Annotated in this window: 24 protein-coding genes and 1 pseudogene; 8 read left to right on the top strand and 17 right to left on the bottom strand. The window is 69.3% G+C overall.

Going from position 1 to position 26,180, the window contains the following annotated elements:
• Positions 1-2: 2 nt before the first annotated feature.
• The 3 genes and pseudogenes from GEM_RS18305 to GEM_RS18295 form a co-directional block, all read right to left on the bottom strand.
• A complete protein-coding gene (locus tag GEM_RS18305; RefSeq protein ID WP_041490738.1) occupies positions 3-365 on the bottom strand; it encodes a helix-turn-helix domain-containing protein in 363 nt (120 codons plus the stop codon).
• A gap of 4 nt (positions 366-369) precedes the next feature.
• Positions 370-653 (bottom strand): annotated as a pseudogene (locus tag GEM_RS18300) (type II toxin-antitoxin system HigB family toxin).
• Between the two features lie 130 nt (positions 654-783).
• Positions 784-1,704 carry a phosphatidylinositol-specific phospholipase C gene (locus tag GEM_RS18295; protein ID WP_014898853.1) on the bottom strand — a complete coding sequence of 307 codons (921 nt, stop codon included), beginning with the start codon at positions 1,702-1,704 and terminating at the stop codon, positions 784-786.
• 6 nt (positions 1,705-1,710) lie between these two features.
• Between GEM_RS18295 and GEM_RS18290 the strand changes: the two genes are divergently transcribed.
• Positions 1,711-2,733 (top strand): LacI family DNA-binding transcriptional regulator, encoded by a 1,023-nt coding sequence (locus GEM_RS18290; RefSeq protein WP_014898852.1) that lies wholly within the window; start codon positions 1,711-1,713, stop codon positions 2,731-2,733.
• Between the two features lie 9 nt (positions 2,734-2,742).
• Here the strand turns inward: GEM_RS18290 and GEM_RS18285 are convergent, their stop codons facing one another.
• The 11 genes from GEM_RS18285 to GEM_RS18235 form a co-directional block, all read right to left on the bottom strand.
• Positions 2,743-3,603, bottom strand: a complete 861-nt coding sequence (locus GEM_RS18285) for a carbohydrate ABC transporter permease (protein WP_014898851.1) — start codon at positions 3,601-3,603, stop codon at positions 2,743-2,745.
• The gene (locus GEM_RS18280; RefSeq protein WP_014898850.1) at positions 3,600-4,469 is read right to left on the bottom strand and encodes a carbohydrate ABC transporter permease; all 870 of its coding nucleotides are present in this window, start codon (positions 4,467-4,469) and stop codon (positions 3,600-3,602) included. Before GEM_RS18280 ends, GEM_RS18285 begins: the two co-directional genes overlap by 4 nt.
• A 34-nt stretch (positions 4,470-4,503) precedes the next feature.
• Complete coding sequence (locus tag GEM_RS18275; protein ID WP_014898849.1) at positions 4,504-5,742, bottom strand: ABC transporter substrate-binding protein; 1,239 nt, start codon at positions 5,740-5,742, stop codon at positions 4,504-4,506.
• A 187-nt stretch (positions 5,743-5,929) separates the two neighbouring features.
• Positions 5,930-7,138, bottom strand: a complete 1,209-nt coding sequence (locus GEM_RS18270) for a porin (RefSeq protein WP_014898848.1) — start codon at positions 7,136-7,138, stop codon at positions 5,930-5,932.
• A gap of 170 nt (positions 7,139-7,308) precedes the next feature.
• Positions 7,309-8,247, bottom strand: coding sequence for a helix-turn-helix domain-containing protein (locus GEM_RS18265; protein WP_014898847.1), 939 nt, complete (start codon positions 8,245-8,247; stop codon positions 7,309-7,311).
• 69 nt (positions 8,248-8,316) lie between these two features.
• A complete protein-coding gene (locus GEM_RS18260; protein ID WP_014898846.1) occupies positions 8,317-8,907 on the bottom strand; it encodes a DUF3156 family protein in 591 nt (196 codons plus the stop codon).
• Positions 8,904-10,406, bottom strand: a complete 1,503-nt coding sequence (locus tag GEM_RS18255; protein ID WP_014898845.1) for an APC family permease — start codon at positions 10,404-10,406, stop codon at positions 8,904-8,906. The genes GEM_RS18260 and GEM_RS18255 overlap by 4 nt, the downstream gene beginning before the upstream one ends.
• 254 nt (positions 10,407-10,660) lie before the next feature.
• Positions 10,661-12,001, bottom strand: coding sequence for an aspartate aminotransferase family protein (locus GEM_RS18250; RefSeq protein WP_014898844.1), 1,341 nt, complete (start codon positions 11,999-12,001; stop codon positions 10,661-10,663).
• A 76-nt stretch (positions 12,002-12,077) separates the two neighbouring features.
• Positions 12,078-13,580 carry an aldehyde dehydrogenase family protein gene (locus GEM_RS18245; protein WP_014898843.1) on the bottom strand — a complete coding sequence of 501 codons (1,503 nt, stop codon included), beginning with the start codon at positions 13,578-13,580 and terminating at the stop codon, positions 12,078-12,080.
• Positions 13,581-13,822: 242 nt separating this feature from the next.
• Positions 13,823-14,554 carry a helix-turn-helix transcriptional regulator gene (locus tag GEM_RS18240; protein ID WP_014898842.1) on the bottom strand — a complete coding sequence of 244 codons (732 nt, stop codon included), beginning with the start codon at positions 14,552-14,554 and terminating at the stop codon, positions 13,823-13,825.
• A gap of 336 nt (positions 14,555-14,890) precedes the next feature.
• Complete coding sequence (locus tag GEM_RS18235) at positions 14,891-15,772, bottom strand: neutral zinc metallopeptidase (protein WP_014898841.1); 882 nt, start codon at positions 15,770-15,772, stop codon at positions 14,891-14,893.
• A gap of 435 nt (positions 15,773-16,207) precedes the next feature.
• Between GEM_RS18235 and GEM_RS18230 the strand changes: the two genes are divergently transcribed.
• From GEM_RS18230 to GEM_RS18210, 5 genes are all read left to right on the top strand, one after another.
• Positions 16,208-16,999: an SDR family NAD(P)-dependent oxidoreductase gene (locus GEM_RS18230; protein WP_014898840.1), complete on the top strand. Its 792-nt coding sequence runs from the start codon at positions 16,208-16,210 to the stop codon at positions 16,997-16,999.
• A 200-nt stretch (positions 17,000-17,199) separates the two neighbouring features.
• On the top strand, positions 17,200-18,237 hold the full coding sequence (locus GEM_RS18225) for a LysR family transcriptional regulator (RefSeq protein ID WP_014898839.1): 1,038 nt from the start codon (positions 17,200-17,202) through the stop codon (positions 18,235-18,237).
• A 100-nt stretch (positions 18,238-18,337) separates the two neighbouring features.
• Complete coding sequence (locus tag GEM_RS18220; protein ID WP_014898838.1) at positions 18,338-19,024, top strand: DUF4286 family protein; 687 nt, start codon at positions 18,338-18,340, stop codon at positions 19,022-19,024.
• Between the two features lie 89 nt (positions 19,025-19,113).
• A complete protein-coding gene (locus tag GEM_RS18215) occupies positions 19,114-20,433 on the top strand; it encodes an MFS transporter (protein WP_041490908.1) in 1,320 nt (439 codons plus the stop codon).
• A gap of 49 nt (positions 20,434-20,482) precedes the next feature.
• Positions 20,483-21,184: a DUF2848 domain-containing protein gene (locus tag GEM_RS18210; RefSeq protein ID WP_014898836.1), complete on the top strand. Its 702-nt coding sequence runs from the start codon at positions 20,483-20,485 to the stop codon at positions 21,182-21,184.
• Positions 21,185-21,260: 76 nt separating this feature from the next.
• Here the strand turns inward: GEM_RS18210 and GEM_RS18205 are convergent, their stop codons facing one another.
• Positions 21,261-22,241: an NAD-dependent epimerase/dehydratase family protein gene (locus GEM_RS18205; protein ID WP_014898835.1), complete on the bottom strand. Its 981-nt coding sequence runs from the start codon at positions 22,239-22,241 to the stop codon at positions 21,261-21,263.
• A 98-nt stretch (positions 22,242-22,339) separates the two neighbouring features.
• Here GEM_RS18205 and GEM_RS18200 point away from each other — a divergent pair, with 98 nt between their 5' ends.
• Positions 22,340-23,239 (top strand): LysR family transcriptional regulator, encoded by a 900-nt coding sequence (locus GEM_RS18200; RefSeq protein WP_014898834.1) that lies wholly within the window; start codon positions 22,340-22,342, stop codon positions 23,237-23,239.
• A 42-nt stretch (positions 23,240-23,281) separates the two neighbouring features.
• Here the strand turns inward: GEM_RS18200 and GEM_RS18195 are convergent, their stop codons facing one another.
• Together GEM_RS18195 and GEM_RS18190 are read right to left on the bottom strand one after the other, a co-directional pair.
• Positions 23,282-23,602, bottom strand: coding sequence for a DUF7660 family protein (locus GEM_RS18195; RefSeq protein ID WP_014898833.1), 321 nt, complete (start codon positions 23,600-23,602; stop codon positions 23,282-23,284).
• 60 nt (positions 23,603-23,662) lie between these two features.
• Positions 23,663-24,535 carry a LysR family transcriptional regulator gene (locus GEM_RS18190; protein ID WP_014898832.1) on the bottom strand — a complete coding sequence of 291 codons (873 nt, stop codon included), beginning with the start codon at positions 24,533-24,535 and terminating at the stop codon, positions 23,663-23,665.
• Between the two features lie 159 nt (positions 24,536-24,694).
• Here GEM_RS18190 and GEM_RS18185 point away from each other — a divergent pair, with 159 nt between their 5' ends.
• Positions 24,695-26,155, top strand: a complete 1,461-nt coding sequence (locus tag GEM_RS18185) for an MFS transporter (protein ID WP_014898831.1) — start codon at positions 24,695-24,697, stop codon at positions 26,153-26,155.
• The last annotated feature ends 25 nt before the right edge of the window (positions 26,156-26,180 follow it).

The following is a 26,180-nucleotide window of genomic DNA, read 5'->3' as shown; positions in this document are numbered from 1 at the left end:
GCTCACGACGCCCCGATCAGCCCGTCCGCGGGAATGTTCAGTCCTTCGTGCAACTTCCGGATCATGGCGAGACTCAGCGATCGGCGACCAGCCAACACGTCGTACACCCGGTTGGTATTCCCGATGCACGGTTGCATGTCGGGGACCGGCAAGCCGGCTTGCTTCATCCGAAATTTGATCGCGTCGATCGGGTTCGGCGAAGCCAACGGGAAGGTCTCGGCCTCGTAGCGCCCGATCAGGATCGCCAGAACCTCCAGCTCGTCGCCCTCCCGCGTGCCCGGTGCAGGGTCTCGATCGACGAGCGCGGACACCGCCTTCAGGGCGGCCTTGTAGTCGGCCTCTGTTCGAATCGGGTGAATGTCCATCTCGTTACGCCATTTCCACGGTTGGCGCATCGATCCGGTCATATTCCGCGTGCGTACCGACAAACTTCACGTACACGACGCCGACCTGATAGGCCACCGCATCAATCAACCGTTGCCCTTGATGTTGAACACCACGCGGTTCCGACCAATGAAACTGGTACGGGCATACTGATCCTTGATGTTCTGCGGAGCCTTCCAGTTGGCCTTTGACGCTTCCATATGCCACGCTAGCCGCGCCTGGCGCAAGGGGGAACACGTGCAGATGCAGCACAATCGCTCGATCACCACCGCTCCTCCGCGCCACGACTGCGCATCGGTCTGATACACGCACGCTTGCGGCCCGCTGATTCGTCACGAAGTGTGACGAGCAAAGCGGACGCGTTAACGAAGCTAACGAAGTGCTCGACACGAACCTGCACTAACAGCCCACCAACCTGCGCCTACCGCCGGACGCAGGCAGATGCTCATTGCACGCAACCAGCGCCCGCACCAGCACCCAGTCATCGTCGTCGCAGAAATCGAGCAGCATCGCGCCGCAGGTCCCGCGCTGCTCGCGCAACCGCTCGGCGAGCCGCGCCTGAATCCCCTGCACCCTGCCATCGCCGCGCGCGACCACCGACGGATTCGCGCCCATCCCCGTGCCGCTGCAGAAGTTGATCGCCCAGCGGCCGCTCTCCGGCGACGGCATGCGGCTCAGCAGCGCCTCGATCACCCGCCACTTGTAGTGGATCGAACCGGCTACAGGCACACGGTACTCATCCTGGATCACGAACGCCGCATCCGGATGATCGATCGTAAACGTCGCATTGTCGGGCCACGCAGTGAGGTCGATGCCGAGCGGCCGGCTGCTGCGGAACCGCCGCAACAGCACCACTGCGCCGCGCACGTCGCCGAGCGACGGCAGCGCGCCGCCTGCATGCCAGCGCAGCCGCGGATGCCGCGCGCAATGCGCGTCGAACGTCGCATCGAAGCCGCGCGTGCACGCGTGCGCGGGCCATTCGTCCTTCACCGACATCACGATGCATTCGCGTGGATGGGCATCGAGAAAGCGCGTGCAGTCCGCGAGCACGTCGTCGAACGACATGCCGAGCGCGATCCCGCCGTGATGAATGTCGAACGCGTCGCGCCGATGCCGGCAGCGGATGTCGAGCAGCCGCACGCCGTGCGCGAGCTGCGCATCGAGCGGCGCGCGCTGCGTACGCACGAGCGGATCGTCGACCGTATACGCACAGGTGTCATGGCTGCCCGGTAGGGTCAGCGTATGCAGCGGCCGCGCGTCGTCGAGCGCCGACATCCAGTCGGCCAGCGGCGTGGGTGCTTCGTGTCGCGAAGGAATCATGAATCGATGAATGACAAGGAAAGAAAAACGTGGGTGACCGCGTCGGATGTCGCGGTGCGTGCCGGCGTGTCGCGCTCCGCGGTGTCGCGCGCGTTCTCGCCGACGGCGAGCATCGCGCCCGAAACGCGCGAACGCGTGATGGTGGCCGCGCGCGCGCTCGGCTATCAGGTCAATCTGATCGCGCGCGACATGATCACGCAGCGCAGCAGCATGATCGGCGTCGTGACGGCCGGGTTCGAGAATCCGTTCCGCGCGCGGCTGCTGTCGGACCTGATGGCCGCGCTCGGACAGCGTGCGCTCACGCCGCTCGTGACCAACGCGGAAGATCCGCGCCAGGTCCGGCAATCGCTCGAACGGCTGCTCAGCTACCGGATCGCGGGCCTCGTGATGACGTCCGCGTCGCCGCCGCTGTCGGTCGCGCGGCAGTATCTCGAACACCGGATTCCCGTCGTGATGATCAACCGCGAAGCGAACCTGCCGGGTGCGGACGTCGTCGTCAGCGACAACGCGGCGGGCGCCGCCCATGCCGCGCAACGGCTCGTGCGGGCCGGCGCGCGCCGGCTCGCATTCGTCGGGCCGCGTACCGCGAGCTACAGCGCACGATCGCGCGCGGACGCGTTCGAGCACGCGCTGCAACGCGGCGATGCCTTCGATGCGACGCTCGTGCGCGCGATCGATACGCACGCCGACACGCATGCCTGCGGCATCGACGCCGCGCGCCAACTGTTCGCGGCCGGTGAGCGCCCGGACGGCGTGTTCTGCTCGTCCGACCTGCTCGCGCTCGGCGTGATCGACGCCGCGCGCGACGCCTTCGGCCTGCGCGTGCCCGACGACCTGTGCGTGATCGGCTTCGACGACATCCCGGCCGCCGAGTACGACGCGTATCGGCTCACGACGCTGCGCCAGGATACGCAAGGCCTCGCGCACGCCGCCGTCGACCTGCTCGCCGACCGGATCCAGACCTTCGACGGCGCATCGCGCACGCGCGTCGTGCCGGTTACGCACGTGGTGCGGCATAGCTGCGCGTAACACCCCGCGTCACTTCAGCCCGCCCGCGAAGCCGCGCAGCAGGTAGCGCTGCACATAGCCGGCCACGGCGAGCGTCGGCAGCGACGCCAGCAGTCCGGCGCTCATCAGGTCGCCCCAGTCGATGCCGTTCTCCGTCACGTAGCCGGCAATCGCGAGCGGCAGCGTTAAGCGGCTCGGCGTCGACACGAACAGCAGCGCGATCAGGAACTCGTTCCACGCAGCGATGAACACGAAGATCGCGGTAGCGATCAGCCCCGGCGCGCACAGCGGCAGCACGATCTGCACGAGCCGCCGCGCGAGCCCCGCGCCGTCGATGCAGGCGGCCTCCTCGTATTCGACCGGCACGTCGCGCACGAACGCGAGCAGCATCCAGATCGCCATCGGTAACGCGTAGATCTGGTAAGCGAGCATCAGCCCCGGCGTCGAGTCGAGCAGATGCAGCCGCTTCGCGAGCGCGAACAGCGGCACCGCGATCGTGATCGGCGGCATCAGTTTCAATGCCAGCACGAGCATCAGGAACAGCACATCCAACCGCGCCGGAAACCGCAGCCGCACGAGCGCATACGCGGCCGGAAACGCGAGCGTCAGCGCGAGCAGCGTCGTGCCGAATCCGACCAGCAGCGAATTGGCGAGCGGTGCGCCGATGCCGTTCGACCACACCGACGCGAAATGCTCGAGCGTCGGCGCGGCCGGCCAGATCCGCAGCGGATGATCGAGGCGTTCGAGCGTCGGCATGAACGCAGCACCAGCCATCCACAGGCACGGCAGCAGCAGCAGCGCGAGCGCAACGAAGCGCAGCACCCACGGCGCCGTGCGGCCGAATGCGGCACCCGTTCGCGCGTACGAAATGCCTGCGGGGCGCGCCGTCATGCGCGCCGCTTGCGAACCGTCTGCCATACGTACCCCGAGACCAGCAGCGCGGACGCCGCGAGCATCAGCACCGACGCGGCACTCGCCGGCCCGACGTTGAAGAAGCGGAAGCCCGTATCGTAGATGTAGGTCGACAGCGTCTGCGTCGCGTTGCCGGGGCCGCCGCCCGTCAGCGCATAGACCTTGTCGAACAGCTTGAACGTGTCGATCGAGCGCAGCAGCAGCGCGAGGCCGATCTGTGGCGCCGCGAGCGGCAGCGTGATGTCGCGCAGGCACTGCCATTCGCTCGCGCCGTCGGTGCGCGCGGCTTCGTACAGCTCCTGCGGGATCGATTGCAGCCCGGCCAGCACGATCAGGAACGCCATCGGCGTCCACTGCCACACGTCGACGAGCGCGAGCGACCACAGCGCGAGATGCGGATCGGACAACCAGCGCACGCCTTCGATGCCGAACCCGGCGAGCAGCGCGTTCAGGAAGCCGTCGAAGTTGAGCCAGTTGCGCCAGATCGCCGAGCACACGAGCGTGGACAGCATCATCGGCAGGATCGCGAGCGGCAGTGCGATGCGCCGCCCCGGGAACGCGCGCACGAACAGCAGCGCGAGGCCGAAGCCGAGCGCGACTTCGGCGAGCGACGCGACGATCGTGAAGCGCAGCGTGTTGCCGAAGCCGGCCGCGAACGCATCGTCGCCGAGCACCGCGCGATAGTTCGCGAGCCCGGCGAACGCGCGGCGGCCGGCCGCATAGTCGACCTGGCAGAACGAGTCGACCAGCACCTGCGCGACCGGATACAGCGCGAGCGCGGCCAGCACCAGCAGCGCGGGCCCGAGCAGCGCGACGAACGGCAGGCTGCGGCGGAGGGCTTTCATGCGCGGGTGCCGGGCGATGCGGGGCGGCGGGCCGTCACTTGCCGGCACCGGCCATCGCCTGCGCGATCTTCTGCTGCGCCTGGCGCAGCGCTGCGTCGGGTGCGGCCTGCCCGGTCAGCGCGAGCTGCAGCTGGTCGCCGAGAATGCTCTCGACCTGCTGCCAGTCCTTCACACGCGGCCGCGCACGGCCGGCCTCGAGCGCCTTCAGCTGATCGGGATACCAGCGGTACTGACGCACCAGCGCCGGATCGTTGAACACACTGCGGCGGGTCGGCGGAATGCCGATGCCGGCGAGGCGCGTTTGCGTATCGCGTGCGCTCAGGTACGCGAGGAAGTCCTGCGCGAGCTTCGCGTGCGGCGCATCCTTCGGAATACCCATCTGCCAGATGCCGAGCATCGGCGCCGGGCCGGCGGTCTGCCCGGGCGGTGGCTGCAGCGCGATCTGCCCGACCACGCGCGACTGCTTCGGATCGTCGAGCGCCGGCACCCACGCCGGCCACACCTCGATCGACTGCACGGCCGTGCCGCGCTGCAGCGCATCGCGCACTTCGGCGGCGCCGTACACGTCGACGTCCTTCGGCGCGGACGCCTTCAGCGCGAGGAAGGTCTTCAGCGCGGCCTGCGACTCGCGCGAATCGATCGTCACGTTGCCGGCGCGGTCGAACACGTCGCCGCCGTAGGCCCACAGGATCGGCAGGAAGCCGGTCACGACCGGATTGCCCTTGGTGCCGCGGAACACGACGCCCGACACGCTCTTGTCCGCGCCGCCGACGGTCTGCGCGATCTTCAGCACATCGTCCCAGTTGCGCGGCGGCTGCAGCTTGTATTTCGCGAGCAGATCCTTCCGGTACGCGAACATCTCGACGTTGCCGACGATCGGCAGCGCGTACAGCGCGCCCGCCGCGTTGCGGCCGAGCGCGACCGCGGACGGCACGAGATCGGCGTCGGCGAGCGACGCCGGCAGCGGCTTCAGCCAGCCGTTGCCGATGAATTCGGGCGCCCACGTGTCGTCCATCATCACGAGGTCGTACGCGCCGGTGCCTTCGCGCATCGACAACTTAAGCTTCTGGTACAGGTTCGCGTTCGGCAGCTTGAGCAGCTCGATGTCGGTGCCCGGGTGCAGCTTGTTGAAGCCGGCGACGGCGTCGGCCAGCCCCTTGCCGTAGATGTCGTCGCGGCCTGCGATGACGAGATCCGCCGCGAAGGCGTGCGAGGCGGCAAAGGACAGCGCAACGGCGGCGGACAGCGCGCGCAGGCGGCTCAGCAGGGTCATGAGGTCTCTCTCGATCGGCGTGGTGGCGGGACGGCCGGACGTTGCACACGTGTGCAACGCGGGCGACGCTTCGGGCAGCCTGAAGCGAACGCCATTGTTCACGTCGATCGTTAAGAATTTGTGGCACGCGGCGGTGCGGGCGGCCAGCGCAGCCGCCCGCCTCGCGCGCTTCACCGCGTGCGTGCCGTCAGAAGTTCACGCGAATCCCGGCCATCACCGCGAGCTGCCGGCTCGAATTGCTGTTCGCGAGCACCGGGATCTGCGCGTAGTTCACCGCGTTGCCGTTCGCATCGGTGCCGAGCCCCGTGCCGCTCGCGATCTGCCCGATCGCGACCGCATACAGCGCGGTGCGCTTCGACAGGCTGTAGTTCGTGCCGACGTTCACCTGGTGGAAGCGCGTCGTGCCGCGCCCGTTGGTATGGGCGGCGTTGAAGATGTACGCGACGCCGCCCTGCAGCGCGGGCGTGAACATGGTCGTGACGTTCAGCTCGCCGATGTCGAACGTGAACGCCTGCGTGCGCGGCTGCGCATCGGTCGAGAAATAGCGACTGTCGCCGAGGCGCGTATGCGTGTAGGTCAGCGCGACCGTCGTCGCGCCGAGCGTCACCGAGCCGCCCGCGCCGAACGCGCGCATCGAGCCGGCATCCTGCAGCAGGCAGTACATCGCGCCCGGGTTGCTGCACGCGAAGTCGCCGATGTAGCCGCTCGCGCCGCCGAGTGCCGCATCGAGCGGCTGGTGCAGGTCGAGATAGCCGACCGAGAACGCAACCGGCGCGCGGGTGTAGGTCGCGGCGACCGCATAGCCGCGCTTCGCGGAAAAGTCGCCGGCCTGCCCGCCGAAGCTGAACGTGCCGCCGAACGTCAAGCCGTTGAAATCGGCGCTGGTGAACTTCACCGCGTTGTTGAAGTTGAACGCGGCGTTCAGGTTGTCGACGTCGCCGAGGTGCGAGCCGTATGGCGTCGCCCAGTTGTTGCTCGAGACGTAGGCGCCGAGCATGTCCGTGTACGAGTCGTATTGCCGGCCGAGGCCGAGCGTGCCGATCGAATCCTGGCGCAGCCCGACCCACGCCTGCCGGCTGAACGCGGTGCCGCCCTGCAGCGCCTGCCCGTTCGCGGACAGGAATTGCTGCTCGAGCGAAAACACCGCGTTGAGCCCGCCGCCGAGCGGCTCGGCGCCCTGGAACCCGAAGCGGGACGGCACGAGGTTGCCGCCGCCCATCTGCCACGCATGGCCGCCGCCCGTGCTGCCGTCGGCGCGCGTGAACTGCTGGTTCGTCGAGTAGATGATGCCGGTGTCCACGGTGCCGTACAGCGTCACGCTGCCCGAGCTCTGCGCGTGTGCGTGCATGCAACCCAGCGTGGCCGCGGCTGCGGCCAGTCGTCGTCCGATCTTCATGTCCCGCCCTTTGGTTTCATCGATTCGCACTGCAAACCGATGGTGTTGTCGATATGGGTGACAGGACTCTATCCAGCGAAAATTCGGGACCTCTATCCCAAATCAGCAAATGGTGAAGCGGGCGGGCGACACGCGACGGCGCCCGGCGGCACCGTCCTGGTGCGAAGACGTCATTCGGGCCGCAGGGTTTGCGACGGCAGCTCGCCGAACAGGTCGCGATACTCGCGTGCGAAATAGCCGAGATGCGTGAAACCCCAGCTCGCGGCGGCCTCGCCGACGCCGAGTTGCTGCGCCGAAGTCGTGCGCAGCAGGCGCCGCACCGCATTCAGCCGGATGGTGCGCAGATAGCCGACGGGCGTGACGTCGGCAACGCGCTGGAAGCTCGTCTGCAGCGTGCGACGGCTGCAGCGCAGCGCGCGGCACAGTTCGAGCACGGTGACGGGCTCCTCGGGCCGGTCGCGCAGGTGCTTCTCGCAGCGGCTGACGATATCGCTGTAGGTGGCATGCGTGATGTCGCGTTTCTCGACGCCGATACCCTGGTCGAGCGCATCGAGGAACATGCCGAGCATTGCGTCGCGGAACATCTTGCGGGTGGCCGCGTATTCAAGGCAGCCGGGGTTGCGTTGCGCATCGTCGATCAGCGACGACAGCCGCGCGCCGAGCGCGACGCCCTGCGCATCGGACAGCCGCGTGATATGGCGCAGCTTGCGCGCGCCGGCCGCGCCGAACTCGGCTTCGCACAGCTCGTCGACCATGTCCGACGCGGCGCTGATCCCGACGAGCCCCATCCCTTCCGGCGTGTGGAACTCGAAATCCTCGCCGGCGCGCAGCGCGAGCAGCGCATAGCCGTCGATCGGCTGGCCCTGGAACGTGCCGGCAAGCGACACCGACAACGGCACCGCGAGCGACGTGCGCCCGGCCGGTGCGAGGCCGGTTTGTGCGACACGCCGGTTGGTCGTCTCGCGGAAGAAATGGAAATCGTCGTACAGCACCTGCGTGACGGTGCCCCTGAACCGGCCCGGCGTCATCTGGCGGTAGACCTGATGCCAACCCGCGATCGCGAGCCCGTGGTCATGCACGTCTTCGTGTGAGCGTGACTGGAACAGCATCGGCATCTCCGGTGAAACCCTGAATCCACGTTGCGTCCGCCGGGTTCGCACGGCACGCAGCGTCACAGCTTACCCCCGCAAAATTCCGCGCAGCGCGGTTTCGAACGCAAGACAGGCCGCCGACAGCGCGGCGGCCTGCTCGCCGGTCAGGCGAACGTAGCGGCGAAACGACGGCATCCGGTTCACGACCTCGCTGCCGCCGAACGGCACGACGGCGAGCGTCCAGCGCCCGTCGCGCGCGGCGATCATGCAGTCGGTCAGGTGCAGCGGACACAGCGCGTCGGCGAGCGACGGCTGCGCGACGAGCGCGGCCACCGTCCGCACGAATTCGGGGTCGCATCCCGGCGCGAGTTCGGCGGCGACGCCGGTGCGCCGCAGCCAGCCGGTCTGCTGCACGCGTGCGCGGCCCTGCCCGGCCGGGCCGCGCGTGCCAACCGACACCTGCACGCTGACCGTATGCATCAGGAACTGGCGGTCGACCCGTTCGTCGACGCTCACGCGCACGCCGTTCGGCAGTCGGGCCATGGTTTCGCCGACGCCGCCGTCAGCCTCACGCGCGGCACCCAGGTCGGCCAGCACGCGCGCGGCGATCACGCCGGGCCGATGGCCGGGCGGCGGCGTATCGGGCGCCGCGCGCCAGCGGGTGAGCGCGGCCCTCACGATGCGACGTGCTCGTTGCGCAGCACTTCCTCCACCGGCACCGGCTTGAACGGATGCCGGCGCTGCACGACGATCGTCCAGAACAGCGCGTACAGCGCGGTGAGCCCGAGCATCGCGCCGAACGGCACGTAGATGTCGCGCGCGTTCATGCCGGGCGGCGTGATGTACCAGATCGCGAGCACGATGCCGACGCTCGACACGATCTGCGGCAGCGGGAACAGCGGCGAACGATACGGGCGCGGCAAGTCCGGGCGACGGATCCGCAGCATCACGACCGACGCGGTGACGAGCAGGTACGCGGTGCCCCACGCGCAGGTCGCGGCGAGCACGAGGTGCAGGATGCTGTCGAGGTTGCCGTTGATCAGCCACGCATGGGCGATCGGCACGATCGCCGCCGCGACGATGCCGACCACCGGCGTCTTGAAGCGCGGATGCAGATACGCGAAGCAGCGCGGCAGCGCACCGTCGATCGCCATCCCGTACAGGATGCGCGGCAGCCCGGCCATCAGCGTGTTGATCGTCGCGGCGCCCGCGCACAGGAACGCGATGCCGAACCACACGCGGCCGAAGGGCCCAAGCACTTGCAGCGCGAACGCGGGAATCGCGCCCGGCGTGTCGAGCAGGTGCGTGAGGCCGTCCGGGCTTACCGGCACGTTCGCGACCTGGCGGCGGATCGCCGCGCCGTACAGGAACATGCAGATCGCGACGCCGACGAGGCCGAGCGCCATCGCGCGCGGAATCGTGCGGCCCGGCGCCTTCATTTCCGGCGCGAGCGGCGTGACGAACTCGCAGCCGACGAACATGAACATCGCCATCCCGACCAGCGACAGCACGGCCGGCACCGACGTGCCGACTTCCGAGCCGCCGAACCAGCCGTCGAGGTGCACGGCCGGCGCGGCCGCGAGGCCGAGGATCCCGAAGATCATCAGCGACAGCCACATGCCGGCCGTCAGCACGATCTCGAGCTTGCTGAACACCTTGACGCCGATGATGTTGGTGATCGCGAACGTGACCACGAGGCCGACGCCGACGAGCCACGAGCTGTTGTGCTTCTCGAATGCGGCGTTCAGCGATTCGAAGTTGACGAGCGCCATAATGCCGCTCAGGATCGTCTCCGCCGTGCCGGCGAACACGTGCACGAGGAAATAGGCGGAAATCGTGCCGGTGATCGCCCAGAAGCGGCCGAGCCCGCACGACAGGTAATCGTAAACCGAGCCGGCCGTCGGCAGCATCGCGGCGGCTTCGGAGAAGGTCGTCGCCTGCGCCTGCATCATCACGAACGCGATGATCATCGCGACCGCGAACGCCCAGCCGCCCATCCCGAAGCCCGACGTCGCGGTGAGGATCACCGGGCTCGCCATGATGAGGCCGACGGCACTCGCCAGCGCGGTCGGAAAACCGACCGCGCCCGCCTTCAGCACCGTGCCGCCGCCCGCTTCAGCCGCCGCACCGGCGGGCGTATCGCCCGCGGCGCCGGTCACTCCTGGCCATCCCGACATCTTCGTCTCCTTCCTTTATCGGCCGGCGCCAGCGCTGCGGCGCCCGCTCCGGTTCCGTGCTTCGCGGTCGGCCCGGGGCGGCGCTTCAGCGCTTCGGCACCCGGGCCACTGTCGATCCAATCTGGATCCGATGTCGAGAAAATACGCAGGCAAAATAATCCGGTCATAGCGCAAATCGGCAAACCGGCGGTGGCGAGCGGGTTATCCCGCCCGCCACCGCCGGTTCGTCGTCACGCGTTCACGGCGTCACGGCCTCACGCGAACGGCACGGCCTCGAAGCCGGCCGCGAGCGCGTCGACGATCCGGTCGAGCTGCTCGCGCTGGATCACGAGCGGCGGCGACAGGATGATCTTCGTGCCGACCGGGCGCACCAGCACGCCGTGCTCGCGCGCGACTTCCGCGACCGCGTTCGCATAGCCGGACAGCGGGTCGATCGGCTCGCGGGTCTGCTTGTTCGCGACCAGGTCGAGCGCGAGCATCAGCCCCTTGCCGCGCACTTCGCCGACTGCCGCGAAACGTTCGGGGAACGACTGCAGCGCTTCGAGCAGATACGCACCCTGCTTCGCCGCGTTCGCCGGCAGGTCTTCCTTCATGACGATGTCGAGGCTCGCGATCGCGGCCGCGCACGCGACCGGGTGCCCGGCATACGTGTAGCCGTGCATGATCGCGCCGCCGAAGTCCGCGTTCGCGGCAAACGCATCCTCGATCCGCGCGTTCACGGCCGTCGCGCCGAGCGGCACGTAGCCGGACGAGATTCCCTTCGCGAGACACATGATGTCCGGGCGCACGCCCCAGCCGCGGCTGCCGAACATGCTGCCGCTGCGGCCGAAGCCGGTCACGACTTCGTCGGCGATCAGCAGCACGCCGTAGCGGTCGCACACCTCGCGCACGAGCGGCCAGTAGTTGGCCGGCGGCACGATCACGCCGCCCGCGCCCTGCACCGGCTCCGCGATGAACGCGGCGACCGTGTCGGGGCTCTGGAACTGTATCTCGCGCTCCAGCATTTCCGCGCAGATCCGGCCGAGCTCCTCCGGATCCTGCGTGAACGGGTTGCGGTACAGCCACGGCGTCTCGACGTGGAAGCAGCCGGGCAGGTTCGGCTCGTAGTTGCGGCGGAACACCGTGTTGCCGTTCACCGACGCGCCGCCGAAGTGGGTGCCGTGATAGCCCTGCTTCAGCGAGATGAACTTCGTGCGGTCGGCCTGGCCACGCACTTTCCAGTACTGGCGCGCGATCTTCAGCGCGGTCTCGATCGAGTCCGAACCGCCCGAGCTGTACAGCACGCGGCGCATCCCTTCCGGCTCCAGCATGTCGATCAGCTTCTTCGACAGCTCTTCCGCACGCGGATGCGAGATGCCGTCGAACAGCTGGAAGTATTCGAGCTCGTCGAGCTGGCGCACGATCGCGTCCTTCACCTCCTGGCGGTTGTGCCCGACGTTCACGTTCCACAGACCCGCGACGCCGTCGACGAGTTGCTTGCCGGTTTCATCGAACACGTAGCAGCCGTCGCCGCGCACGATGCGGATCGGCTTGCGCCGTTTCATTTCGTTCGGGTGCAGCATCGGGTGCCAGAACTTCGCTTCGTTGTAGCTCATTGCAGTCTCCACTCTCGGATCGGTTGAACCTTGGGTTGTCCAGGTTCGAGGTTCAAGGTTCGGGATGCGCGCCGCGTCAGTGCGCGATGCAGACGGATTTGGTTTCGGTGAAGCCCTCGATCGCGTACTGGCCGAACTCGCGGCCGATGCCCGATTGCTTGTAGCCGCCGAACGGCATCGACGGATCGAGCGGGATATGGCAGTTCACCCACACGGTGCCGGCCTCGATCTGCGGCACGAGGTTCATCACGCGCTTCAGGTCGTTGCTCCAGATGCTCGCGGCGAGGCCGTACGGCGACGCGTTCGCGAGACGCACGGCGTCGGCCGCGTCGTCGAACGGCACGACGACGATCACCGGACCGAACACCTCGTCGCGCACGATCGCGCTGTCCGGGTGCGGATCGGCGATCACGGCCGGTTTCACGTAGTAGCCGGGCAGGTCGTCGGCCGGCGTGCCGCCCGCGAGGAACGTGAGTCCCGCGCGGCGCGCGCCTTCGATGTGCTGGACCACCTTGTCGCGATGGTGCGCGGAGACCAGCGGGTTGATCTGCGCGGTCGTGTCGAGGCCCGCGCCGAGCTTCATCGACTGCGCGACGCCCGCGAGGCCGTCCGCGAGTTGCGCGAACTTGCTGCGATGCACGTAGAGGCGCGACGCGGCCGCGCACACCTGCCCCTGGTTGAAGAACGCGCCGGCGGCGACGCCGTCGAGCGCCTGCGCGACGTCGACGTCGTCGAGCATCACGATCGGGTTCTTGCCGCCGAGTTCGAGCGAGAAGCGCGTCATGTTCTGCACGGCCGCCGCGCCGACCAGCTTGCCGGTCGCGGTCGAGCCGGTGAACGAGATCTTCGCGATCGACGGGTGGCTCGACAGCGCGGCGCCGCAGGTGCGGCCGCCGGTGACGACGTTGAACACGCCGGGCGGCACGCCGGCTTCACGCGCGAGTTCGGCGAGGCGCAGCGCGGTGAGCGGCGTTTCCGGCGACGGCTTCAGCACGATCGTGCAACCGGCCGCCAGCGCCGGAATCAGCTTCCACACCGCGATCATCAGCGGGAAATTCCACGGCACGATCGCGGCGACCACGCCGACCGGCTCCTTGCGCGTATAGGCCGTATAGCGCGCGCCGGGCGGGAACGGGATCGACACGTCGAGCGTCTGGCCGGTGATCTTGGTGGCCCAGCCGGCCATGTAGCGCACGTATTCGACGCTCGCGCCGACCTCGATCGCACGCGACACGTGGATCGACTTGCCCTGGTTCAGCGTTTCGAGCTGGGCGAGCGTTTCGGCGTCGGCTTCGATCAGGTCGGCGAGTTTCAGCAGGATGCGCTCGCGGTCGGCCGGGCGCAGCCCGCTCCATACGCGCGTATCGAATGCGTGCTTCGCGCTCGCGACTGCGCGGTCGACGTCGTGCGCATCGGCATCCGCGACCGTCGCGAGCGGCTCGCCCGTCGCCGGGTCGTACACGTCGAGCCGGGCGCGCGCGTGCGCAGGCTGCATGGCGCCGTCGATGAAAAGGCCGAAGTCGCGCGCGACGAAGGTGCGCACGGTGTCGCTGACGGCGACGAAGTTCGTGAAAGTCATGCGTGTCTCGAAGATTGTCGTGGCTAGGCGCATGCGTTCGGGCATGCGGGCGTCGAACCACTGTATCGACGAGGGATCACGCCCGGTGAGCGCAAATTGGCAGCGCGTGGGGGATGAAGGCGCGGGCGATTCGGGAAGCTGTGACGACGGCGCGCTATCGTCAGATCAATGGCGCGGCGCGAATGCGGGTGCGAATGCGAATGCGGGTGCGGGTGCGGGTGCGGGTGCGGGTGCGGGAAAAATTACAGGAACAACGCACCGACCAGCCCGGTGCGGTTCGACACCCCCAGCTTCCGATACATGCGCATCAGATGCGTCTTGATGGTCGGCTGACCAAGCGCGAGATCGCGCGCGATCTCCTTGTTCGAGCGGCCGTCACGCACGAGTCGCGCGATCTGTTCCTCGCGGTAGGTCAGCCGCTCCTCGCAGCCGATCCGGTGAATCCCGCGCCGCGCGCGCAGCAACGGGGCCAGCGCGGCTTCGGCAACCGGTTGCAGCCGCGCCAGCGCGTCGATCTCGCCCGGCGCGAACCGCCCCGCCGGGCGGTTGCCATCCACATCGCCGTTCCCGAAGCGCAGCAGCGAGAACGCGCCGACCGTCCGTCCGGCATCGTCGCGCAGCCAGATCTCGACGACATCGGCGACATCGTGCCGCCGCAGGAAGCGGGTCCAGTATGCGGACGCGTCGCGTCTTTCGTCAGGCAATTGGGAAGCGAGCGTCACGACCGCGTGCACGCCCGCCGCGCAGCGCGACGGATGCAGCGGATCGAGCATCCGGTAGCGCGCGAGATAGGTGCGATGCATCGACTCCGGCATCCCGAACAGCTCGAAATCGGCCGGCTCGCCGCTCAGGTCGAGCCGGTAGAACACGATCGCGGACGGGCTCGCGAATGCGTCGAACGCATCCACGCACGCGCGCAGCGCGCGTTGCCAGTCGGCGGCTTCGTGGTCGGCGGGAACGGATGAGGTCGGCATGGTGGGATCGGCAGTCGGCCGAACGCGTCGAAGTTCGGGCCAGCCTACCGGCGCCGAAATGTGCCGGTGAGCACAAATCGGCAAATCGTCCGCGGGCGGAAGATGGAGCGCCCGCCAGCCATGTCGCGACAACGGAATCCATCGACGAGATAGCGCCCGTTGTGCGCCGCGCGCTCGACGATCAGCCGCGGAGGGGGTGCGGAACATCGCGCGCGCCGATCGGGTCCGAGCGGAACCATCGGCGAAGTTGACGTAGCGGCACGCGCGTGCGGCCTCGAAACGGAGGCGGAGGCGGAGGCGGAGGCGCAGCAGCGTGTGCGCCCCGCCCCGTCAGTGTCAGTGCGCGTTCGCGGCGAACGTATCGCAGGCGCTGACCTCGCCCGACTCCATCCCGCGCCGCAGCCAGTACACGCGCTGCTCGCTGGTGCCGTGCGTGAAGCTCTCCGGCACGACGTAGCCCTGCCCTTGCTGCTGCAGCCGATCGTCGCCGATCGCGGCCGCCGCCTTCAGCCCCTGCTCGAAATCGCCGGGCTCCATCAGCCGCTGGTTCGCGCGCTGCGCATTGTTCGCCCACACGCCGGCGAAGCAGTCGGCCTGCAGTTCCATCCGCACCGACAGCGCGTTCGAGCGCGCCTCGCTCGAACGCCGGCGCGCGGCGTCGACCTTGTCGGAAATGCCGAGCAGGTTCTGCACGTGGTGGCCGACTTCGTGCGCGATCACGTAGGCCTGCGCAAAATCGCCGCCCGCGCCGAAGCGCTTGCGCAGTTCGTCGTAGAAGCCAAGATCGATATACACGTTGCGGTCGCCCGGACAGTAGAACGGCCCCATCGCGGTCTGGCCGGTGCCGCACGCGGTCGGCGTCGAGTTCGTGAACATCACGAGCTTCGGCGGCTCGTACTGCGCGTGCAACTGCGTATTGAAGACGCCCGTCCACGTGCGCTCGATATTGCCGAGCACCTTGCGCGTGAACACCGCGCCGGGGTCATTCGCCGGTGCGCCCTGGCGCTGCGTCGGCGCGGGCTGCGCCTGCTGCTGCTGCCGGCCCTGCAGCGCCGATGCGCCTTCGAGCACGACGCGCGGGTCGATCCCGAAGAAATACGATGCGGCCAGCGCGACCACGATCGTGCCGATGCCGATCGTCGCGCGGCCGCCGCCAAACCCGCCCCCGCCGCGTCGGTCCTCGACGTTGACGCTTTCACTTTCGTCGTCCAGCCGCATTGCCGGCCCCTCCCTGCTCTTGTCGATGGTCCGGCCGCGCCAGCGCGCAACCGGGCGATCCGCCGCCGTCGCCGTCACACGATCCATCGGCGGACGCGATGGCTCCGCATCGCGCGCACGCTCACGCCGATCTCGTCGCCTGCCGCTCCGCTTGCACGACGGAATCGGCCGGCCGACGCGCCGCGCACCGGTGTGCGGGCTCGCCCGCGCCATTTTGCCGGGCTTTCGTGACTTATCCCAAAAATGTGGAGGATAGATCGATTCGGTGCCGAACATCGTCAGCCTTTGCAAAATGGGCCGCCATCTCGCTGGTCGGCCCGGTGCCGGGCGCAACGCTCGCTCGTCCGGCCGGTTCGCGTTCATCCTTTCGGCGGATACCGGCGTGCGCCAGCGCCGCCTAAAGTGACCGGACACGACACCCTTCCGGAGCACGACATGACGCACCCGCAACCCCGTACGATCGCGATCACCGGCGCAGGCACCGGCATCGGCGCCGCGTGCGCGCGCCGCTTCGCCGCACGCGGCGACCGCGTCGTGCTGATCGGGCGGCGTCGGGCGCCGCTCGACACGCTAGCCGCCGAGACAGACGGCCTCGCGCTCGCCGGCGACGCCGCGAGCACGGCCGACTGGGCGCGCTTCCTGCCGGAGATCGCCGAGCGGTTCGGCCGTGTCGACGCGCTCGTCGCGTGCGCGGGCGGCCACGGCCTCGGCCGCGCGGACGAAACCGATGACGCTCAGTGGCGCGATGCGATGCGTGCGAACCTCGACACCGCGTTCGTCAGCGCGCGCGCATGCCTGCCCGACCTGATCGCGCAGCGCGGCAGCATCGTGCTGGTCGCGTCGATCGCCGCGCTCGCGGCCGGCCCTGGCGTGTGCGGTTATACGGTCGGCAAGCATGCGCTGCTCGGGCTCGCGCGTTCGCTCGCACGCGACTACGGGCCGCACGGCGTGCGTGCGAATGCGGTATGCCCGGGCTGGGTGCGCACGCCGATGGCCGACGCGGAAATGGCGCCCCTGATGTCCGCATACGGCGACACGCTCGACGGCGCGTATGCGCGCGTGAGCGCCGACGTGCCGCTGCGGCGCGCGGCCGATCCGGACGAGATCGCGGCCGTGTGCGCGTTCCTCGCATCACCGGATGCGTCGTTCGTGACCGGCGCGACGCTCGTCGCCGACGGCGGCGCACTGGTCGTCGACGTACCGACGCTCGCGTTCGACCAGCTGTGACGGGATGCATGGGGACACGCCGCCCGCGCGACGCATCGTTGCGGGCGGCCGCGCGACGTTCCGCACTCGCCTTCCGGCACGCCACCTCCCGCCCCGGCGCCCGGCACACGCACACGGCCCGCTCGTTTGCCGTCTTGAAAATCCGCTAACATCGACCGATCCCGCCGCCCCGCGCGGCACCGCCTCACCGTCGGAATTCGATGAACATCCGGTTTCTTGAAACCTTCGTCTGGCTCGCGAAGCTGGAAAACTTCCGGCTCACGGCCGAGAAACTGCACACGACGCAGGCCGCCGTATCGAGCCGCATCGCGTCGCTGGAAGAGGCGTTCGACGTGCGGCTGTTCGACCGCAACACGCGCTCGGCTACGCTCACGCCCGCGGGCCGGCGCATGCTCGCGTACGCAGAGCGGATCGTGCGGCTCGACAGCGAGATGCGGCGCGACATCGACGCGGCGAGCGACGCCGGCCTGATCCGCATCGGCGTGATCGAGTCGATCGTGCACAGCTGGTTTCCGGCGCTGATGGCGCAACTGCGCGAGCGCTATCCGCGCCTCGACGTCGAGATCACGAGCGACACGACGCTGCACCTGATCCGGCTGCTGAGCACCGACGGCGTCGACCTGATCCTGCAGACCGACCCGGTGCCGGGCCCCGACTTCACGAACCTGCCGCTGTGCGAGTTCCCGGTGCGCTGGGCGGCGAGCCCGCGCCTCGGGCTCGGCGGCGAACGGCTCGACGTCGCGCGGCTCGCCGCGTATCCGATCATCAGCTTCTCGCGTCACTCGGGGCCGCACGCGACGATCGAGCGGCTGTTCGCGGCCGTCGAGCGGCCGGCCAGCATCAACTGCATCACGTCGGTCGCCGCGATGATCCGGCTCGTCGCCGACGGCTTCGGCGTGGCTGCGCTGCCGCCCGCGATCATCGGGCGCGAGCTGCAGGAAGGCGCGCTCGAGCTGCTCGATGTCGAACCCGAATTCCCCGCGCTGCCGCTCGTCGCGTCGTATCGCACCCAAGGCCTGCCGGTCGCCGCGCGCATCGCCGAACTGGCGAGTGAAGTCGCCCGCGCGATGCCGGCTGCGTCGAATCGTGCGAAGCCGGACACATCGGCAAAGGCCGAGGCCGACACCGTCGACAAGCGCCCCGCCCGGCCGGCGACCAAAAAGAAAATCGCTGCGGCAAAACGCACACCGCCATCCGCGCCCGCCACCCCGGCGAAACGCCGTCCGCGCCGCTCATAAGAAAACCTGTTCACCGCGAATTTGTTTTCTTGTTGGACGGGCGCGGCACGTCTTCGGGAAACTGCGGTTCCTGACACACCCCGTCACAAGGAACCCCGCGATGACCCGCCTTTCCCTTCCGCACGGCCAGCTCTGCGTCTGGACGGATATCGACCCCGCATACGAAACCGATTTCAACGCGTGGTACGACCGCGAGCACATGCAGGAGCGTGTCGCGATTCCCGGCTTCACGCATGCGCGGCGGTTTCGCGCGACCGATGACGGCCCGCGCAAATACCTCGCGCTGTACGTGACGGACACGCTCGACGTGTTCCGCAGCGACGCCTACCGGCGCGCGTTCACGCAGCAAACGACCTGGTCGCTCGCGAACTTCGAGCGCATGACCGGCACGCAGCGGCGGGTCGGCGACCTGACGATCGAGGCCGGCGACGGCGAAGGCGCGCATCTCGCGCTGTTCGTGCTGCCGCCGGAGCGCATCGACGTGCCGCACCTGCGCGAGCGCTTCGAGGTCGCGCTGCGCGAATCCGGCATCCACGCGGCACGGCTGTTCCGCACCGCGCCGGAGCTTTCCGCGCCGATCGGCGCCGCTGCCGCCGCACGTCCGGCCGCCGACGCACTCGTGCTGATCGAGGGCAGCGACGCGGCCGTCACGCGCCGTGTCGCTGCCGCCACCGCCGGATCCGACGACGTGCGCACCTTCGACCTGCTGTGGCGCGCCGTTGCACCGCTGCCGGTTGCGCCCCGTGGCGCCGAAGCGAAACCGGCCGCCGCCGCACTGCCCGCCTGATCCCGGACGCCGCCACCGGCCACGCCGCGCGCCCTGCGCACGCGGCCGGCGCATCGGCACCTGCTCGTCATCCCGTCATCCTTCACGACCTGCCCGACACCATGAGCACTCTCGCCCAGCCCGCCGCCCACGCGCCCCGCCGCGTCCGCAACAGCCGACTCGCGACCGCGAGCATGATCGGCACGTCACTCGAGTGGTACGACTTCACGATCTACAACACGCTTGCCGCGCTCGTCTTCAACCATCTGTTCTTTCCGTCGGTCGACCCGCTGGCCGGCACGATCCTCGCGTTCTCGACCTATGCGGTCGGCTACGTGTCGCGTCCGCTCGGCGGTTTCGTGTTCGGCAATCTCGGCGACCGCATCGGCCGCCGCGCGGTGCTGATGCTCACGCTCGTGCTGATGGGGGTCACGACCGCGCTGATGGGCGCGCTGCCGACCTATGCGCAGGCCGGCATCCTCAGCCCGATCCTGCTCGTCGCGCTGCGCTTCGTGCAGGGCGTCGCGCTCGGCGGCGAATGGGCCGGCGCGGTGCTGCTGTCGGTCGAGCACGGCGACCAGAAGCGCCGCGGGCTGTCCGCGTCCTGGACGCAGATCGGCCCGTCGTTCGGCACGCTGCTCGGCACCGGCTGCATCGCGCTCGTGACGATGTCGACCACGTCCGACACCTTCCTGTCGTGGGGCTGGCGCGTGCCGTTCGCGGCCAGCGCGCTGCTCGTCGTGTTCGGCTTCTGGCTGCGACGCGGCGTCGACGAAACGCCGCAGTTCGAGCAGCTCGCCGAATCGCACACGACCGCCGAGGTGCCCGTCGCCGAAGTGCTGAAGTGCCACTGGCGGCGCCTGCTGATCGCGGGCGGCTCGCGGATCGGCTCCGACGTGCTGTACGCGCTGATCGTCGTGTTCACGCTGACCTACGTGACGACCGTGCTGCACCTGTCGCGCCCGGTCGCGCTGACGGCCGTGATGGTCGGCACGGCCTGCAACGCGCTCGCGGTGCCGTTCTTCGGCGCGCTGTCGGACCGCTTCGGGCGCCGTCCGGTGTACCTCGCCGGCGCGATCGCCGGGATCGTGTGGGCGTTCGTGTTCTTCACGATGCTCGATTCGGCGCGGCCGGGTGCGATCGTCGCGGCCGTCGCGATCGGCCTCGTGATCCACGCGGTGATGTACGGCCCGCAAGGCGCGTTCGTCACCGAACAGTTTCCGACGCGCGTGCGTTACGCGGGCTCGTCGCTGGCCTACACGCTCGCCGGCATCGTCGGCGGCGGCTTCGCGCCGCTCGTGATCGCCACGCTGTTCCGCCAGACGGGGACGACGACGGCCGTGTCGCTGTACGTCACCGCGTCGCTCGTCGTGACCTCGATCGCCTTGCTCGTCGCGCGCGAAACCGCGCACCGGCCGCTCGCGGATTGAGCTTCCCCGTCGATCGTTCAATTCATTCGCACTTCAAACGGATACCCGCATGCAAGCCCTGTCGTTCAACGTGATGTCCCTGCAAGGCGCGCCGGCCCATATCGACGTCGAGATCGAACGCGTCGTGATCGCCGGCTGGGCCGGTCGCGATCCGGACGCGATCCGCGCGCACATCGACGAACTCGCGGCGCTCGGCGTCGCACCGCCGTCGACCACGCCATGCTTCTATCGCGTGTCGTCCGCGCTGCTCACGCAGGCGCCGTCGATCGGCGTGCTCGGCGCACGCTCGGGCGGCGAGATCGAGTGCGTGCTGATCGACAGCCCGGTCGGCACGCTGGTGACGGTCGGTTCGGATCATACGGATCGGGAAGTCGAAGCCTACGGTGTCGCGGTGTCGAAACAGGTGTGTGCGAAGCCGCTCGGCCGCGATGCGTGGCGCCATGCGGACGTCGCCGGTCACTGGGATGCGATCGAGATGCGTTCGTGGTTGATCCAGCCCGATGGCGAACGCGTCGCGTATCAGCACGGCGCGGTCAGCGGGCTGCTCGCGCCGGACGCGCTGTGGCAACGCTTCGACGACCGGCGCACGATGCCCGCGCGCTGCGCGATGTTCGGCGGCACGGTCGCGGTGCATGGCGCGATCGCGGCGATGGGCGACGGTGACGCGTTCGAGATGGAACTGCACGATCCGGTGCTCGGGCGCAGCCTTCGGCACCGCTATGCGGTCGAGGTGTTACCGGTCGTGGCGTGATGGAAGTTGGCGAGTGCGCGGGCCATCAAGGGCATGACCCGCATGCGGGCCCGCCACCCGCCTGCGCCGCTCGCCGTCATCGCAGGCACCCCAGCCCCGCCAGCGCCTGCTCCACCGCCGTATCGAGCGGTGTCACCGGCTCGCGGCCCAGCACCGCCGTCACCCGCGCGTTGTCCATCCGGAGCGGCTCGCGCCACAGATAGCGCATCTCGAGCATCTCGCGCATCGTCGTGACGAACGGCGCCGCGACCCACACGAGCCACCACGGGAACCGCCGCACCGTCGGGCGCATCCCGTGCCGCTGCGCGACGCGGCGCACGGCCTGCGCCATCTGCGTGCCGTCCGCATCCCAGTGGCCGCCGAGATGAAACCGCGCGAACGGCTCCAGCGTGTCGCGTCGCTCGAGCAACTCGACCATCGTGCGCGCGACGTCCGGCAGGTACGCCCATTGATGGCCGACACCCGGCCGGCCCGGCACGCTGATGGCCGCGACGGGCCGTCCAGCCTTGACGAGTCCCTGCCCGAACCAGTTGTTGCGCGCGTGCGCCCCGAAGAAATCGCCGGCGCGCACGATGATCGTCCGCACACCCTGCGCGGTCGCCGCCTGCAACCGCCGCTCCATCTCGACGCGGATCGCGCCCTTGCGCGTCACCGGATGCTGCGGCGCCTCTTCGCGCAACACCGGAAACGTGTCGGGGCCATAGTTGTAGACCGTCCCGGGCAGCACGACGGTCGCCTGCGCCACCGTCGCCGCCGCGATCGTGTTGTCGATCATCGGCAGCACCTGCTGACCCCAGTTCCGGTAGCCGGGCGGGTTCACCGCATGCACGATCACGCTGCAACCGCGTGCGGCACGGACCACCGCCTCGCGATCCAGCGCGTCGCCGCGCATCCATGCGATGCCGTCGCGCTCCACCGTCTCGGCGTCGAGCCCGCGCTTGAGCGCGCGCACCTGCCAGCCGGCAGCGCGCAACTGCCGCGCGACCTCGCTGCCGATGCCGCCGCTCGCGCCGAGCACGAGGGCCTGTCGTTGGGTCCCGCCTGCGTTCGTCGTCATGCCGTTCTCCGTGAGTGAACCGTCGTCAGCACGCATTCTGGCGCTCGTCCGGCTAACAAGGAATTGCAGAACGCAATGGATCAGCTATACATTTATGCATGACCACCGACCTGAACTGGGAACGCTACCGCACCTTCCTCGCGGTGCTGACGGAAGGCTCGCTGTCGGGCGCGGCGCGCGCGCTCGGCATCACGCAGCCAACGGCCGGGCGCCACGTCGCAGCGCTCGAAGCCGCGTTCGGCCAGACGCTGTTCACGCGCTCGCCGTCGGGGCTGCTGCCGACCGAGGCGGCCCTTGCGCTGCGCGGCCATGCCGAGGCGCTGCGCAGCGCGGCGGCCGCGTTCGAGCGTGCGGCTGCGAGCCACGGCGCGGGCGTGCGCGGCACCGTGCGGATCTCGGCCAGCGACGTGATCGCGGTCGAGGTGCTGCCGCCGATGCTCGCGCAGTTGCGGCGCGACCATCCTGGGCTCGTGATCGAACTGGTGCCGACCGACCGCATCCAGGACGTCCTGAACCGCGAGGCCGACATCGCGGTGCGGATGGCGCCGCCCACGCAGGACGCGCTCGTCGCACGGCGGGTCGGCGCGATCGACGTCGGGCTGCATGCCCGTGACGATTACCTGGCACGCAACGGCACGCCGGCGACGATGGACGAACTCGCGCATCACGCGCTGATCGGTTTCGATACGGTGACGCCGTTCATTCGCGCGGCCGGACGCGGCATGCCGTTCTGGAAGCGCGATGCGTTCGCGCTGCGCACCGACAGCAATCTGGCGCACCTCGCGATGATTCGCGCGGGCTGCGGGATCGGCTTCTGCCAGAACCGGCTCGCGCAACGCGATGCGCGGCTCGTGCGGGTGCTGCCGGACGGGCCCGCGATGAAACTGGAAACCTGGGTGGTCATGCACGAGGATCTGCGGACGAGCCCGCGCTGCCGGGCCGTGTTCGATGTGCTGGCGAACGGGCTGCGCGCGTATGCCGAAGGAACGGCCGACTAGGCCGTTCGAACCGGCCGCGCACGCGACTCGCCGCGGATCGCGCTACTCGTAGATCTTGCCGGCGAGCAGGATGTCCGCCATGCGCCGCCACGGGTTGTCGGGCAGGTCGTAACAACGCAGCCCTTCCTCGGACGCTTCGGCCCAGTCGACCATCGCCGCCAGGTACGCTCCGATCGAGTTGTTTTCCCAGCCGAGCGCGGCGGCCGCGTACGGCGACGGCGGCACGTCAGCCTCGAGCTGGCGCTCCTTGTGCCAGTCGTGGCCGAGCACGCGCAGGAAATGGATCAGCGAGCGCTCGTCGACCACCCGCTCCAGCGCGTGCTGCAGCCGCTCGGCCATCTGGGCTTTCAGTTCGTCGTTCATGCGTATCGTTCCGTGCGGGTCCATTCGAATGCGTGCCGATGCCCCGCACGCGGCACGTCTTCACATCAGCAACTGCCGCGACAGCACCTCGCGCGCTTGCGTGACGGTCTCGCGTTCGCCCGGCATCGGCGGCGTCAGCGAGAACACCGCGTCGGGCAACGCCGGCAGCCGGTATTTCGCACCGAGCCGTACCAGGCCCTCGCCGATCGCCGACGCGCACAGGCAGCCGACGCCGAGCCCCGCCGCCAGCATCGACTGCAGCCCCGCGACGCCCGACGCACTGTGCACCAACACGTACGGCGCGTGCTGCTCGTCGAGCGAGCGCACCGCGATCTGATGCATCATGCAGTCGTCCGGCAGCAGCACGAGCGGCAACGGCTCGGGCAGCTGCTCGGCCAGCGCGGGCGACGCGACCCACGACAGCGGCTCGCGCCGCAGCACCCAGCGGGTATCGGCCGACGCGGGCCGGAACGGGCCGCTCGACAGGTTCATCACGACGCCGAGATCGATCTGTCCGCGCGCATGCGCGGCCTCGATCTCCGCGCTCTTCATCGCGCTCACGTGCAGGCTCAGTTGCGGGTAGCACTCCCGCAGCCGCGCGAGCAGGCCCGCGACTTCATGCGTCCGGTAGTAGTCGGTGATCGCGACGCGCAACTCGCCCTTGATCGCCTGCCCGCGCAGTTCGTCGAATGCGGCCTCGTTCAGTGCGACGATGCGCCGGGCGTGCTGCAGCAAGCGCGCGCCGGCCGGCGTCGGCTCGACGCCGCGTTTGCTGCGTACGAACAGCGGCACGCCGGCGCGCGATTCGAGCTTGCGCACCTGCTCACTGACCGTCGACTGTGACAGATGCAGCAGCGGCGCGGCCGCCGTAAGGCTGCCCGCATCCGCCACCGCCGCAAAAGTGCGCAACTGATCCAGGTCGAATCCGCGCATGGCCCCTCCATCCATCGAATAACCCGATGGATGCTACCACCAATTCCCGCTTTTCCGAATCATCGACGGTGCCCAGAATATCGGTTCAACGGCCCGCCCGAGCCCGTTTCAGCGGGTTTCGACATACGGTGCGGCCCTCATTCTTCCAGACCTCCGTTCATGACCGACAACACCCTCGCTCCTTGCGCACCGGCCGGCGCGGCCGCCGCGGCACCGCCGCGCAGCCATCACGGCTGGGCGCTCGTGGTCCTGCTGGTCGGCGCCATTCTGCCGCCGCTCGACTACTTCATCGTGAATCTCGCGCTGCCGGCCATTCGTGACGGCATCGGCGCGCGCCCGGCCGAGCTGCAGCTCGTCGTATCGGCGTATGCGTGCGCGAACGCGGTCGTGCAGATCACCGGCGGCCGTCTCGGCGACCTCTACGGCCGCAAGCGGATGTTCATGTTCGGCATGGCCGGCTTCGTGGTCGCGTCGACGCTGTGCGGGCTCGCCGGCAGCGGCGCGGTGCTGGTCGGCGGGCGCGTGCTGCAGGGGCTGTTCGCCGCGATCCTCGCGCCGCAGGTGCTCGCGACGATCCGCAGCGTGTTCAGCCCGCAGGAACAGGTGCGCGTGATGGGCTTCTACGGCTTCGTGTTCGGCCTCGCGGCGGTGATCGGCCAGCTCGGCGGCGGTGCGCTGATCAGCCTGCATCCGTTCGGGCTCGGCTGGCGTGCGATCTTCCTGGTCAATCTGCCGATCGGCATCCTCGCGCTGCTCGGCAGCTGGCGCTTCATCCCGGAAAGCCGGCCGCCGCGCGGCCAGCGCATCGACGTGCCCGGCACGGTGCTGCTGTCGCTGTTCCTGCTGATGCTCGTCTATCCGCTCACGCACGGGCGCGACACCGGCTGGCCGCTGTGGATGGTTGCATGCGTCGTCGGCGCGCTGCCGATGCTCGGTGCACTGCTGGCGGTCGAAGCACGCCGGCTCGCCGGCGGCCGCGATCCGCTGCTCGACGTGCGCCTGCTGCGCAACCCGGTGGTCGCGCTCGGGCTCACGCTCGCGTTCCTGTTTTACATGCTGAGTGCGTTCTTCCTGAGCTACGGGATCTACCTGCAGGGTTGCCTGAACTGGTCGCCGCTCGCGTCGGGGCTGGCGATCCTGCCGCTCGGCGTCGGCTTCCTCGCGAGCCCCCTGCTGATGCCGCGCCTCGTCGAGCGGTTCGGCGGCTATCGCGTGCTCACGCTCGGCTTCGCGATGCTCGCGGCCGGTGTCGCGACCGCCGCCGCGCTGGCCAGCGACCAGGCGCCCGGCCCCGGCTTTTATGCCGGAATCGCGGCGATCGGCATCGGGCAAGGCCTCGTGCTGCCGTCGGTCGTGCGGATCGTGCTCGCGGAAGTCGACGCGGCACGCGCGGGGGTCGCATCCGGTATGGTCACCGCGATGCTGCAGATCGGCGCGGCCGTCGGCGCAGCGACGCTCGGCGGGCTGTTTTTCGCGCGGCTCGGCACGCAGCCGGCCGCGGTCGATTACGTGCAGGGGTTCAGGACGGCGATGGGGGCGCTGACGGCCGTGCTGCTCGTGTGCGTCGCACTGTCGGCCGCGCTCGGGCCGATGCATCGGCGGGTGCGGGACGGCGCGTGACGACGCGGGTCTGAGAACGCATCGC

Source organism: Burkholderia cepacia GG4 (assembly GCF_000292915.1).
In the GTDB taxonomy this organism is placed as follows: Bacteria; Pseudomonadota; Gammaproteobacteria; order Burkholderiales; family Burkholderiaceae; genus Burkholderia; species Burkholderia cepacia_D.
This window is presented reverse-complemented; position numbering and strand designations above follow the sequence as displayed.